Source organism: Lacrimispora sp. (genome assembly GCF_046972725.1).
GTDB lineage: Bacteria > Bacillota > Clostridia > Lachnospirales > Lachnospiraceae > Lacrimispora.
On the sequence record NZ_JBKVXF010000005.1, the window covers coordinates 285,834 to 299,282 of the forward strand.

11 protein-coding genes and 1 tRNA gene are annotated in these 13,449 nt (G+C 42.0%); all 12 read left to right on the top strand.

Features of this window, described 5'->3' with window-relative positions; translation table 11 throughout:
* The first annotated feature begins 86 nt into the window (after nucleotides 1-86).
* Complete coding sequence (dnaA, locus tag ACLTWA_RS17050; RefSeq protein WP_412329088.1) at nucleotides 87-1,463, top strand: chromosomal replication initiator protein DnaA; 1,377 nt, start codon at nucleotides 87-89, stop codon at nucleotides 1,461-1,463.
* Nucleotides 1,464-1,721: 258 nt separating this feature from the next.
* Entirely contained in the window at nucleotides 1,722-2,843 is a 1,122-nt protein-coding gene (gene dnaN, locus ACLTWA_RS17055) for a DNA polymerase III subunit beta (RefSeq protein WP_412329089.1), read from the top strand.
* Nucleotides 2,844-2,858: 15 nt separating this feature from the next.
* A complete protein-coding gene (locus ACLTWA_RS17060) occupies nucleotides 2,859-3,065 on the top strand; it encodes an RNA-binding S4 domain-containing protein (protein ID WP_412329090.1) in 207 nt (68 codons plus the stop codon).
* Nucleotides 3,066-3,128: 63 nt separating this feature from the next.
* Nucleotides 3,129-4,214 (top strand): DNA replication/repair protein RecF, encoded by a 1,086-nt coding sequence (gene recF, locus ACLTWA_RS17065; protein ID WP_412329091.1) that lies wholly within the window; start codon nucleotides 3,129-3,131, stop codon nucleotides 4,212-4,214.
* 24 nt (nucleotides 4,215-4,238) lie between these two features.
* Nucleotides 4,239-6,152, top strand: coding sequence for a DNA topoisomerase (ATP-hydrolyzing) subunit B (gene gyrB, locus ACLTWA_RS17070; protein WP_412329092.1), 1,914 nt, complete (start codon nucleotides 4,239-4,241; stop codon nucleotides 6,150-6,152).
* A 14-nt stretch (nucleotides 6,153-6,166) separates the two neighbouring features.
* The gene (gene gyrA / locus ACLTWA_RS17075; protein WP_412329093.1) at nucleotides 6,167-8,719 is read left to right on the top strand and encodes a DNA gyrase subunit A; all 2,553 of its coding nucleotides are present in this window, start codon (nucleotides 6,167-6,169) and stop codon (nucleotides 8,717-8,719) included.
* A gap of 185 nt (nucleotides 8,720-8,904) precedes the next feature.
* A complete protein-coding gene (locus tag ACLTWA_RS17080; RefSeq protein WP_412329094.1) occupies nucleotides 8,905-10,227 on the top strand; it encodes a hemolysin family protein in 1,323 nt (440 codons plus the stop codon).
* A gap of 158 nt (nucleotides 10,228-10,385) precedes the next feature.
* Nucleotides 10,386-10,835, top strand: coding sequence for an RrF2 family transcriptional regulator (locus ACLTWA_RS17085; protein ID WP_412329095.1), 450 nt, complete (start codon nucleotides 10,386-10,388; stop codon nucleotides 10,833-10,835).
* A 95-nt stretch (nucleotides 10,836-10,930) separates the two neighbouring features.
* On the top strand, nucleotides 10,931-11,773 hold the full coding sequence (locus ACLTWA_RS17090; protein WP_412329096.1) for a fumarate hydratase: 843 nt from the start codon (nucleotides 10,931-10,933) through the stop codon (nucleotides 11,771-11,773).
* A gap of 14 nt (nucleotides 11,774-11,787) precedes the next feature.
* Nucleotides 11,788-12,351: a Fe-S-containing hydro-lyase gene (locus ACLTWA_RS17095; protein WP_412329097.1), complete on the top strand. Its 564-nt coding sequence runs from the start codon at nucleotides 11,788-11,790 to the stop codon at nucleotides 12,349-12,351.
* A gap of 2 nt (nucleotides 12,352-12,353) precedes the next feature.
* Nucleotides 12,354-13,067, top strand: coding sequence for a lysophospholipid acyltransferase family protein (locus ACLTWA_RS17100; protein WP_412329098.1), 714 nt, complete (start codon nucleotides 12,354-12,356; stop codon nucleotides 13,065-13,067).
* A gap of 86 nt (nucleotides 13,068-13,153) precedes the next feature.
* A tRNA-Ser gene (locus ACLTWA_RS17105) sits at nucleotides 13,154-13,241 on the top strand.
* Nucleotides 13,242-13,449: the final 208 nt, after the last annotated feature.

Below are 13,449 nucleotides of genomic sequence, written 5' to 3' on the forward strand. Positions count from 1 at the left end.
TGAAATATATTTCAAAATAGTATAGAATGAACAGTAGATTGGGCAAATGCGCATATTTGCATTTTTATAGATGTAGGAGACATACAATGTTAGAAAAGTTAAAGGAAAAATGGGACGAAATCTTATTGAATTTAAAAGAAGAGCATGAAATTACAGACGTTTCTTTCAAAACCTGGCTTCTTCCCCTAAAAGTTCATGCTGTGGATGGTGAAAAAGTCATCGTCACAGTACCGGATGTGGAATTTCTGGGATATATCCGTAAAAAATACGGGTTCCTCTTAAAGATTACCATTGAGGAAGTGACTGGTTTTGAATGCAGCGTGGATTTTGTTGTGGAAAATCAGATTCAAAAGGAAGCTTCCCCAGCTCCTGCTGAAAATTCTCTTATTAAAAATACAGGAAACCCGGTCAACCAGTCTGCGATTATTAATGCCAATTTAAATCCAAAGTACATTTTTGATACCTTTGTGGTCGGTGCGAATAACAATCTGGCCCATGCTGCCTCCCTGGCAGTGGCGGAATCCCCTGGTGAAATCTACAATCCTCTTTTTATATACGGAGGCGTTGGTCTGGGAAAAACTCACTTAATGCATTCCATAGGACATTTTATCCTGAAGAATAATCCCAATGCAAAGATTCTTTATGTGACCAGTGAAAAATTCACCAACGAGCTGATTGACGCGATTCGAAATAAAAACAACTTCTCTCCTACAGAATTCCGTGAAAAATACCGTACCAACGATGTACTTCTGATTGATGATATTCAGTTCATTATCGGTAAGGAAAGTACGCAGGAAGAATTTTTCCACACCTTCAATGCTCTTTACGAAGCAAAGAAGCAGATCATCATCTCCTCCGATAAACCTCCAAAGGAGATTGAAACTCTGGAAGAACGGCTCCGGTCCCGGTTTGAGTGGGGTCTGACTGTGGACATACAGTCCCCGGATTATGAGACCCGGATGGCCATCCTCCGTAAAAAAGAGGAAATGGAAGGTTATAACATCGACAACGAAGTAATCAAATACATAGCCACGAACATCAAATCCAACATCAGGGAGCTGGAAGGTGCCTTAACAAAGATCGTTGCACTTTCCCGCCTTGATAATAAGGAAATTACAGTGGAACTGGCGGAAGAAGCCTTAAAAGATATTATTTCTCCAAATGATAAAAGGGAAGTTACACCGGAACTTGTCATTCAGGTGGTTGCAGATCATTACGGACTAACTCCACTTGATATCTGTTCCCAAAAGCGTAATAAGGAAATCGTTTACCCCCGCCAGATCGTGATGTTCCTATGCCGCGATATGGTTGGAACCCCCTTACAGATGATTGGAAAGTTTCTTGGCGGAAGGGACCATACCACCATCATTCATGGAATTGATAAAATTACCAACGACATCAATAAGAATGAATCTTTAAGTAATACCATTGAGATCTTAAAAAAGAAGATTAATCCACAATAATGTGTGTATGAACTGTTCATTTCCTGTGGATAATTAGGGCTTTCCATTCGTTTCTCATCATCTTGTGGATAACTTGAAAGTTTTCCTTAAGTTCTGTGGACGTTATTCACACGATTATAAACACAGAAATCCAAGCCTTTATAAAGGTTATCAGGGCTTTTACACAAACCCACAGCCCCTACTACTAATACGACGGAATTTAATTATATCATCCATCTATTTATTGTAATTTCTAGAGCAAAGGAGTTATCAACAATTATGAAACTGACATTCCAGCAGGATGCTATTTTAAACGGCATTAACATTGTATTAAAGGCAGTCCCCAGCAAGACCACCATGTCCATCCTTGAATGTATCTTTATTGATGCCAGCGGTTCTGAGATTAAGCTTACCGCCAATGACATGGAGCTTGGTATTGAAACCAAAGTGGAAGGAACCATCCTGGACAGGGGAAAGATTGCATTAGAAGCAAAACTCCTATCCGAAATCGTTAGAAAACTCTCTTCTGCGGGAGACTCCCTTGTAACCATTGAAAGTGACGAGAAATTCACGACCACCATTTCCTGTGAAAATTCAGTTTTCCATATCCAGGGACGGGATGGAGAGGAATTCGCTTATCTTCCATACATTGAACGGGATCATTACATCTGCTTATCCCAGTTCTCCTTAAAAGAAGTGATCCGTCAGACCATCTTTTCCATTGCACCTAACGACAGCAATAAGATGATGACCGGAGAGCTTTTTCAGGTAACAGGAAACCAGTTAAAAGTAGTTTCTCTGGATGGTCACCGCATTTCTATAAGAAATATTGAATTAAAAGATGACTACCATGATATAAAAGTCATTGTTCCTGGCAAGACTCTAAGTGAGGTCAGCAAGATTCTTGGCGGAGACAATGAAAAAGAAGTGTTGATATTCTTTGGAGCAAACCATATTTTATTTGAATTTGACCAGACAATTGTAGTTTCCCGTCTGATCGAAGGAGAATACTTCCGCATTGACCAGATGCTTTCCAGCGATTATGAGACAAAGACCACCGTTAATAAACGGGAACTTTTGGATTGTCTTGACCGGGCAACCATTCTGGTTCGCGAAAACGATAAAAAGCCGTTGATCATTAACATCGTAGATCAGGAAATGCAGCTCAAGATGAATTCCAGCTTTGGATCCATGAATGCAGAGGTTCCTACTCATAAGACAGGAAGCGATATTATGATTGGCTTTAATCCGAAGTTTTTGATTGATGCTCTGCGGATTATTGATGATGAAGAAGTGACACTTTATATGTTAAATCCAAAATCCCCATGCTTTATCCGGGATGAGGAAGGAAAATACATTTATCTGATTCTGCCTGTCAACTTTAATGCAGCATCTGTATAAGAGAATGGAGAACTCATGGAAACAATCAAACTGAAAGGTGAATATATCAAACTGGGCCAGGCCTTAAAGGCTGCAGGTCTGGTTGGGTCAGGTGTTGACGCCAAATATGCGATTGAGGATGGCCTTGTATCGGTCAACGGCGAAACAGAATATCAAAGAGGTAAAAAACTCAGATCCGGAGATACCGTTACCTTTGAAGGCAATACCATCAATATCGAATAACGCCTTACTGGCATACCTTTATGTTCAGAAAGCATGGACAATAGAGAGGAAATTACAAACTCCATGAGGATTGAATCGATAGAGCTTAAGAATTACCGCAACTATGAAGAATTACATATGGATTTCAGCCAGGGAACCAACATACTCTATGGGGACAATGCCCAGGGAAAGACCAATGTCTTGGAAGCAATCTATGTCTGTGCTACGACAAAATCCCACAGAGGCAGCAAAGATAAAGAAATCATACAGTTCGACAGGGATGAGTCGCATATCAAGCTAAATATCAGAAAAAAAGATATCCCGTACCGGATTGACATGCATTTAAAGAAAAACAGGACCAAAGGTGTGGCAGTGAATGGCGTTCCCATAAAGAAGGCCAGTGAGTTGTTTGGAATTGTCAATGTTGTGTTTTTTTCTCCGGAAGACTTAAATCTCATAAAAAACGGGCCGGCAGAAAGGCGCAGGTTCATCGATTTGGAATTATGCCAGCTAAATAAGCTATACGTTCATTCCCTGGTGCAATACAACCGGATCGTAACACAGAGAAACAAGCTGTTAAAAGATCTGGCATACAGGCCTGATTATGAGGAAACACTGGACATATGGGATATGCAGCTGATCCAGTATGGAAAAGAAATCATTTATTACCGGAAAGAATTCATCGAACGGTTGGGAGGGATCATTGAACCCATCCACCGAACCCTTTCCGGTGACAGAGAATCTCTTCGCATTCTTTATGAACCAAATGTAGAGGCAGATGCGTTTGAAGATATATTAAGACGGAGCAGGAAACAGGATTTAAAACAAAAAACTACCTTAACAGGTCCCCACCGGGACGATTTGAGTTTTATTGTAAACGGAATCGACATACGCCGGTTTGGTTCCCAGGGACAGCAAAGAACCGCTGCTTTGTCTTTAAAACTTGCAGAAATAGAACTGGTAGAAAATATTGTACATGATTATCCGATCCTTTTGCTTGATGATGTGCTGTCTGAACTGGATAACAGCAGACAGAATCAGCTGCTGGCAGGGATTAATCACATACAGACCATTATTACCTGTACGGGACTGGAAGACTTTGTAAATAACCGGTTTCCCATTGATAAGATATTTCGGGTAGTAAATGGTACCGTAGGAAGTGAAAATTAACGATTCAGGAGGAAGCGTGGAAATATGAGTCAAGAATATGGTGCAGATCAAATCCAGATATTAGAAGGGCTTGAAGCAGTAAGAAAAAGACCCGGAATGTATATTGGCAGTACGTCCATCCGGGGTCTTCATCATCTGGTATATGAAATCGTGGATAATGCGGTAGATGAGGCTCTGGCCGGATACTGTGACAGCATAGAGGTAAGTATCAATCCCGATAACTCCATAACCGTTCAGGATGACGGCCGTGGAATTCCGGTAGGCATCCAGAAAAAGGCCGGAATTCCGGCAGTTGAAGTGGCATTTACCATTCTTCATGCCGGAGGTAAATTCGGCGGCGGCGGATATAAGGTTTCCGGTGGTCTTCACGGAGTAGGTGCTTCCGTCGTAAACGCTCTGTCCGAATGGCTGGAAGTTGAGATCCGCCAGGAGGGAAAGATCTACAAACAGCGTTATGAAAAAGGAAAGACCATGTATCCTTTAAAGGTTATAGGGGAATGCGGAATGGAGGAACACGGAACAAAGGTAACCTTCCTTCCGGATAAAGACATTTTTGAAGATACGGTTTATGATTATGATACCCTGAAAATACGTCTTCGGGAAACTGCATTTTTAACCAAGAATTTAAAGATTGTTTTAAAAGATGACAGAGAAGATAAGCATGAGCATGTCTTCCACTATGAAGGTGGAATCAAAGAATTTGTCACCTACTTGAACAAGGGAAAGACTCCCCTTTATGATCAGGTATTTTACTGTGAGGGAACAAAGGATGGCGTTTATGTGGAGATCGCCATGCAGCATAATGATTCTTATACAGAGAATATCTACAGCTTTGTAAACAACATCAATACTCCGGAAGGCGGAACTCATTTAGCCGGATTTAAGAGTGCCTTAACCACCACCTTAAATGACTATGCGAGAAAAAATAAACTTCTCAGAGAGAGTGAGACCAATTTATCCGGTGAGGATATCAGAGAAGGTCTTACTGCCATTATAAGTATCAAAATTGAAGAACCTCAGTTTGAAGGACAGACCAAGCAGAAATTGGGCAACAGCGAAGCCAGAGGTGCGGTAGATAACCTGCTTCGTGAACAGCTGACCTATTATCTGGAGCAGAATCCCGGGATATCAAGAACCATCTGTGACAAATCCATTATGGCACAGCGGGCCAGGGCAGCAGCCAGAAAAGCCAGGGACTTAACAAGAAGAAAGACAGCTCTTGAAGGAATGGCTCTTCCGGGAAAGCTTGCAGACTGTTCCGACAAAAATCCGGAAAACTGTGAGATCTACATCGTAGAGGGAGACAGTGCGGGCGGTTCCGCAAAGACAGCGCGTTCCAGAAACACGCAGGCAATCCTGCCCCTTCGCGGTAAGATTTTAAACGTAGAAAAAGCCAGACTTGATAAAATATACGCCAATGCAGAGATTAAGGCCATGATCACCGCATTCGGCACCGGTATTCATGATGATTTTGAAATCAGCAAGCTAAGATACCATAAAATAATCATTATGACCGATGCCGATGTAGATGGTGCCCATATCAGTACCCTGCTTTTAACCTTCCTGTATCGGTTTATGCCTAATTTGATCAAAGAAGGTCATGTATATCTGGCACAGCCGCCCCTTTATAAGGTTGAAAAAAGTAAAAGAGTCTGGTACGCATATAGCGATGAGGAGTTAAATTCCATCTTAAAAGAGATTGGAAGGGATAACAATAATAAGATCCAGCGCTATAAAGGATTGGGAGAGATGGATGCAGAGCAGCTTTGGGAAACTACCATGGACCCGGAAAGACGTGTGCTTTTAAGAGTCAATATGGATGAAGATTCCCAGTCTGAAATGGATTTGACCTTTACTACCCTTATGGGAGACCAGGTAGAGCCAAGACGTGAATTTATCGAAGCGAATGCCAAATACGTACAGAATCTTGATGTTTAATTGGAGGAAATAAAATGGAACCAAATATCTTTGATAAAGTTCATGACGTGGACTTAAAAAAGACCATGGAAAAATCGTACATCGATTATGCCATGAGCGTCATTGTTTCCAGAGCTCTGCCTGATGTAAGAGACGGTTTAAAGCCGGTTCAGCGAAGAGTTCTGTATTCCATGATTGAGCTTAATAACGGTCCCGACAAGCCGCATCGTAAATGTGCCCGTATCGTCGGTGATACCATGGGTAAGTACCATCCTCATGGTGACAGTTCGATTTATGGTGCACTGGTAAATTTAGCGCAGGAGTGGTCCACCAGATACCCCTTAGTGGATGGCCATGGAAACTTCGGTTCTGTCGATGGAGACGGTGCCGCCGCCATGCGATATACGGAAGCCCGTTTAAGCAAGATATCCATGGAGATGCTCGCTGACATCAATAAGGACACCGTTGATTTCAGCCCGAACTTTGATGAAACGGAAAAAGAACCAGACGTCTTACCATCCCGTTATCCCAATCTTCTGGTAAATGGTACATCAGGAATTGCCGTCGGCATGGCTACCAATATTCCTCCTCATAACTTGAGGGAAATCATCGGTGCAGTTGTAAAAGTCATCGATAACCAGGTGGAGGAAAACAGAGAAACCACCATGGAAGAAATCCTGGAAATCGTCAAAGGACCGGATTTCCCCACAGGAGCAACCATCCTGGGAAAAAGAGGGATTGAAGAAGCCTACCGCACAGGAAGAGGTAAAATCCGTGTCAGGGCAGTCAGTGACATTGAGACAATGCCAAACGGAAAGAGCCGTATCATCGTTACGGAACTTCCATACATGGTCAATAAGGCCCGCCTGATCGAAAAGATCGCAGAGCTGGTGAAAGATAAAAAGGTAGACGGAATCACAGATTTAAGAGATGAGTCTGACCGTTCCGGTATGAGAATATGCATTGAACTTCGCCGTGATGCCAATGCCAACGTGGTGTTAAACCAGTTGATCAAGCATACCCAGCTTCAGGACACCTTCGGAGTGATCATGCTGGCTCTGGTGAAGAACAAAGCCGGGGTGCTGGAACCAAAAGTACTTAACATTCTTCAGATGCTTAACTATTATCTGGATCATCAGAAGGAAGTTGTAACAAGAAGAACCCGTTACGACTTAAACAAGGCAGAAGAGAGAGCTCACATCTTGGAAGGTCTGCTTATTGCACTGGATAACATTGATGAAGTCATTAAAATCATCCGTGGTTCACAAAATATCCAGATTGCCAAAGCAGAACTTATGAGCCGGTTCCAGTTAAGTGACGCCCAGTCCCAGGCCATTGTAGATATGCGTCTTCGCGCGCTGACCGGTTTGGAACGGGAAAAGCTTGAGAATGAATACAAAGAACTGGAAGCAAGGATCGCAGAATTAAAAGCCATCCTTGGAGATGAGAAAAAACTTCTGGCAGTGATCAGAGAAGAGATTTCTGTCATTTCCGCAAAATACGGAGATGACAGAAGAACCTCTATCGGATTTGACGAGTACGATATGTCCATGGAAGATTTGATTCCTGATGAAAGCACCATTGTTGCCATGACGAAGCTTGGTTATATTAAGAGAATGTCTATAGACAATTTCAAAAACCAGAACCGCGGAGGCAAGGGAATCAAGGGAATGCAGACCATCGACCAGGATTATATCGAAGATCTGATGATGACCACCACCCATCACTATCTCATGTTCTTTACCAATACTGGCCGGGTATACCGGTTAAAGACCTACATGATACCGGAAGGAAGCCGGACAGCCAGGGGAACAGCCATTGTAAACCTTCTTCAGATGCTTCCAGGTGAAAGCATTACAGCCATCATACCGATGAAGGAATACGATGATGAAAAGTTCTTATTCATGGCAACCCGAAACGGTATGGTTAAGAAAACCCCGATGATGGAATATGCCAATGTCCGTAAGAACGGTCTTCAGGCCATTGTCCTTCGTGAAAATGATGAACTCATTGAGGTTAAGGCAACCGACGATACCAATGATATTTTCCTCATAACGAAAAAGGGACAGTGTATCCGGTTCCATGAAAAAGATGTCCGGGTGACCGGCCGTGTATCCATGGGTGTCATTGGAATGAAATTAAATGATGATGACCAGGTCATCGGTATGCAGATGGAGACCCAGGGACCAAAACTTCTTATTGTTTCCGAAAACGGAATGGGCAAACGCACACCAATCGAAGAATTTTCCCCGCAAAGAAGAGGCGGAAAAGGAGTCCTGTGCTATAAGATCACTGAAAAAACCGGTGATATCGTTGGAGCAAAGCTGGTTGAAGATGACCATGACCTTCTTCTTATCACCACAGAAGGTATTGTAATCCGTATTTCTGTCAATGATATTTCTGTCATCGGAAGAAATACCTCCGGTGTAAAGCTTATGAATATTGAACAGGATTCAGATATCCGGGTAGCAAGTATTGCAAAAGTCCGGGATGACGGAAGCAAGACTGATGAGGAGTTGGAAGAACTGGATTCAGAACTTCCAGAAGATTTTGAAGAAGCGGAAGACACAGGTAACAGTGAGGAATAAAATCTTAATACATTACCTCTTGTAAAATTTAATTTTTTATATTATAATTCAAGGCAATAATATAGAGCGGTAAAAGACTTTGAGAGCAGCAATATATTTTACTGCGATCAAAGTCTTTATTCTTTCATGAAATCATGCAGGAATCCACTGCATGGAAAAAGTCCGGAAAAAGGAGGAACAAAAGGTTGGAGAGTGACCCGGGCGCGGCTAAGATCGCCGCACAGATTTTATTATTAATAGCCCTCACCATAATGAACGCATTTTTTTCAGGGGCAGAGATGGCTGTTGTATCGGTCAATAAAAACAGGATTCGGAGGTTAGCTGATGGCGGGAATAAAAAGGCAGCATTGATTCAAAGGCTATCAGAAGATTCTACCGGTTTTTTATCGACCATCCAGGTAGCCATTACGTTTGCAGGATTCTTTTCCAGTGCATCGGCAGCGACCGGTATTTCTCAGATACTTGGTGGAACGTTTGAAGCATATGGAATTCCCTATGGCCAGAGCATTGCTATGGTGACGGTGACTATTATACTGTCTTATTTTAACCTTGTTTTTGGAGAATTGATACCAAAAAGGATTGCATTGCAGAAAGCAGAATGGTTCAGCTTATTTTCAGTCCGCCCCATTTATATCATTTCCAGAATCTTGGCGCCTTTTATAAAGCTTCTTTCCGTTTCAACCAACGGAGTATTAAAGCTTCTTGGCATGAAGACAGACAATTTAGAAGAAGAAGTATCCGAAGAGGAAATCCGTTCCATGCTCCAGGTCGGACGTGAAAGCGGAGTATTCAACAAGATCGAAGAGGATATGATCACATCAATATTTCTTTTTGATGATAAGGTGGCCAGAGAGATCATGATTCCGCGTCAGGATATGATTGCAGTGGATATTAATCAGCCCCTGGAGCTGGCGCTGAATGAGATATTGGACAGCCGCCATTCCAGAATCCCAATTTATGATGAAGAGATTGATAATATCATCGGTATTTTATCCATGAAGGACTTTACAATCCAGATGAATAAGAATGAACTTGCGGATATTGATATTCGTCCTATTCTGCAGAAACCTTATTTTATTCCGGAGAATAAAAAGACCGATGACCTGTTTTTGGATATGCAGAAGCATAAGAAGAATATGGCAATCTTAATTGATGAATACGGCGGAGTATCCGGACTCATAACCATGCAGGATCTGATCGAAGAAATCGTGGGGGATATCCATGATGAATACGAGGATACGGAACCGGAGTTAGTTGAAGTGGAACCTTGCGTCTATAAAGCCTCCGGCAGTATTTCCCTGTATGATATCGAGGAGGTTCTTCATGAAGAAATCGAAAGCTCCTGTGATACCTTGTCAGGGTATTTAATCGAAATTTTAGGCTTTATTCCAAAAGAATCCCAGATGCCTCTGGAACTGGAGGATGGGAAAAACAATTATACCATCTTAGAGATGAAGGATAAGGTCATAAAGAGTGTCATAATCCGTATCGAAAATAAAGCAGAATAAAAATAAAAAAGAGGTCCGGCTCCTGGCATTCAGAAGGCCGGACCTTTTTAAGTACAGTCCCTTGACAAGGGGGTGTCAAATTTGGTAAGATACAAACTGAAACCATAATGATTACAGATAAAAAAGTCATAGGAAGATCGTGAGAACGGGGGATAAGTATGACAAGTGAATTTGCAGTAGCCGTCCATGGAGTGGTTTATTTAAACCAGAGACAAACCACAACGTCCAGTGAAGAACTGGCCTCCAATGTCTGTACCAATCCGGCCAGAATCAGAAAAGTCATGGCAAAGCTAAAAAAAGCCGGAATTATTGAAACGAAGGAAGGTCTGGAGGGAGGATATCATCTGGTCCAGGATCCCTCAACGGTTAATTTAAAGCAAATCTGCGATGCTTTGGATGTAAGCTTTGTATCATCTTCATGGAAATCAGGAGATGAAAATCTTCCCTGTATGGTAGCTTCCGGGATGTCTGGAGTGATGGATGAGATGTATGCCGAATTAAATGAGCTGTGCAGAAGCAGAATGGAACAGATCACCATCAAAGATATACAGGAACAATTGATTCGTAATCGGCTGAATGCTAAAATGATGGCAGGGGATGAAGAATAACATCATACCTGCCATTATTTTTTTGACTTGATTTCATTATATGAATCATTTATGATAAAAAAAGATTATTAATATCCCTTTGCCTGGAGGTAACCATGATTAGAACTGTAAGCAGTGAGGAAATAACAAGAAATATTAAAGAGATGTGTATCGAAGCAAATCATGTGCTGTCTGAAGATATGAAGACTGTATTTTATGAAACGGTAGAAAGTGAAAAATCAGATTTGGGCAGACAAGTCCTCTGCCAGCTGAAAGAAAATTTAAGGATTGCCGGAGAAGACATGATCCCCATCTGTCAGGATACCGGGATGGCAGTAATCTTTATAAAAGTTGGCCAGGATGTACATATAGAAGGTAAAAATCTTACCGATGCCATTAACCAGGGAGTATCAGAAGGTTATGTGGAAGGTTATTTAAGAAAATCGATAGTAGAGCCCATCAAACGAATCAATACAAATGACAATACCCCCGCAGTCATTCACTGCGAAATTGTAAGCGGTGATAAAATTGATATCACAGTAGCTCCGAAAGGCTTTGGAAGTGAGAACATGAGCCGTATTTTTATGCTAAAACCGGCAGATGGACTGGAAGGAGTAAAGGAAGCCATTCTTACAACCGTCAAAGAAGCCGGTCCCAACGCATGCCCTCCTATGGTAGTGGGTGTTGGTATTGGCGGAAGCTTTGAAAAATGTGCCCAGATGGCAAAGCATGCCCTGACACGGGATCTAAATGAAAAACCGGAGATTCCATATGTGAGAGAACTGGAAGAAGAAATGCTAGGAAAAATAAATAAGCTGGGAATCGGGCCAGGAGGACTTGGCGGAAGTGTTACGGCTCTTTCCGTAAATATTGAAACCTATCCTACCCATATCGCAGGACTTCCCGTTGCGGTTAATATCTGCTGTCATGTGAACAGACATGCTCACCGTATCATATAATTAATGAAACTGAATTGGAGGAAACCATGGATTATCATATAAAAGCTCCTATAAGCAAAGAGGATGTCAGAAAACTGAAATCCGGAGATTACGTTTACCTGACAGGAACTATATACACAGCCAGAGATGCTGCCCATAAGAGAATGATGGAGTCTATTGACCGCAGCGAGCCCCTTCCTTTTGACATAAAAGGAAATACCATTTACTACATGGGCCCATCGCCTGCCAGAGAAGGCCGTCCCATCGGTTCGGCAGGCCCAACCACTTCAAGCCGTATGGATAAGTATACCCCAACCCTTCTTGATATGGGAATGGGCGGCATGATCGGCAAAGGAAAACGAAGCAGTGAAGTCATTAAAGCAGTGGTCAGGAATGAAGCGGTATATTTTGCAGCAGTAGGAGGCGCCGGCGCCCTTTTATCCAAATGCATCACAGAATCAGAAGTAATTGCCTATGAAGATTTGGGAACCGAGGCCGTCAGACGCCTTACAGTTAAGGATCTTCCTGTAATCGTTGTTATAGACAGCAAGGGAAACAATCTATATGAAACTGCCATTGAAGCCTATAGAGAGGAATAAATATGAACCGCATTGTCTATATGGTAATAAAAAATGTGTTTCGGGTACCGGTATGGTTTTACCGGATCTGGAAATTTGGATTGCCGGGTGATACACATACCGACAAGGAACGGTATGATTACATCAGAAATGTGGTAAAAACAGTAAATCGTTCCGGCCGGGTAGAAGTAGAAGTTCATGGAATTCAGAATCTTCCCGCTGAAAATGGTTTTATCCTGTTTCCCAACCATCAGGGATTATTTGATGTACTTGCGCTAATGGAAGCCTGTCCCAACCCATTAAGTGTGGTTGTAAAAAAGGAAGCTTCCAATCTTATTCTGGTAAAACAGGTAATAAAAGCCCTTAACGGCTTTTTCATAGACCGTAAGGATATAAGAGCCTCAATGGATATTATCATTCAGATGACGGAAAACGTAAAAAAAGGAAAAAATTATGTAATATTTCCTGAAGGAACCCGCAGTCGTGAAGGAAACAACCTGTTGCCCTTTAAGGGAGGGACCTTTAAAAGTGCCGTTAATGCAAAATGTCCGATTGTTCCTGTCGCCCTCATTGACTGTTTCAAACCCTTTGATGAGAAATCCTCCAAAAAGCAGAAGGTGCAGGTATGCTTCTTAAAACCACTCTATGCGGAGGATTACCAAAAGACAAAAACCACCCAGTTAGCAGAAATTGTCCACGACAAGATTCAGGAAGAAATAAATCAAAAAATAGGTTGACAAGTCGATATATATTTTGTATAATTGTCAATGCGTCTGGGAAAGCTAATACTTGAACAACGCATCATATGGAAGATATGAACTACGGAGAAATACTCAAGAGGCCGAAGAGGCGCCCCTGCTAAGGGTGTAGGTCGGGCAACCGGCGCGAGGGTTCAAATCCCTCTTTCTCCGCTTAATTCCAAATGATCCCTTTTTCAAAACAGACAGTAAAAAAGTAGTTGACACAATCGTGAAGATATGTTACTATATACCAGCTGTCGAAAAACAGTGAAAAAGAAAATAAAAAAGTTGTTGACAAACAAGCGACCACATGATAAGATATACGAGTTGCTGTTGAAGCAGACAACACAAAAAGCACTTTGAAAACAGAAGATTGAAC

Coding starts and splice junctions, on each gene's coding strand:
- ACLTWA_RS17100 (WP_412329098.1), top strand. CDS start 12,354: ATGAACCGCATTGTCTATATGGTAATAAAAAATGTGTTTCGGGTACCG.
- ACLTWA_RS17090 (WP_412329096.1), top strand. CDS start 10,931: ATGATTAGAACTGTAAGCAGTGAGGAAATAACAAGAAATATTAAAGAG.
- ACLTWA_RS17060 (WP_412329090.1), top strand. CDS start 2,859: ATGGAAACAATCAAACTGAAAGGTGAATATATCAAACTGGGCCAGGCC.
- gyrA (WP_412329093.1), top strand. CDS start 6,167: ATGGAACCAAATATCTTTGATAAAGTTCATGACGTGGACTTAAAAAAG.
- ACLTWA_RS17085 (WP_412329095.1), top strand. CDS start 10,386: ATGACAAGTGAATTTGCAGTAGCCGTCCATGGAGTGGTTTATTTAAAC.
- recF (WP_412329091.1), top strand. CDS start 3,129: ATGAGGATTGAATCGATAGAGCTTAAGAATTACCGCAACTATGAAGAA.
- gyrB (WP_412329092.1), top strand. CDS start 4,239: ATGAGTCAAGAATATGGTGCAGATCAAATCCAGATATTAGAAGGGCTT.
- dnaA (WP_412329088.1), top strand. CDS start 87: ATGTTAGAAAAGTTAAAGGAAAAATGGGACGAAATCTTATTGAATTTA.
- dnaN (WP_412329089.1), top strand. CDS start 1,722: ATGAAACTGACATTCCAGCAGGATGCTATTTTAAACGGCATTAACATT.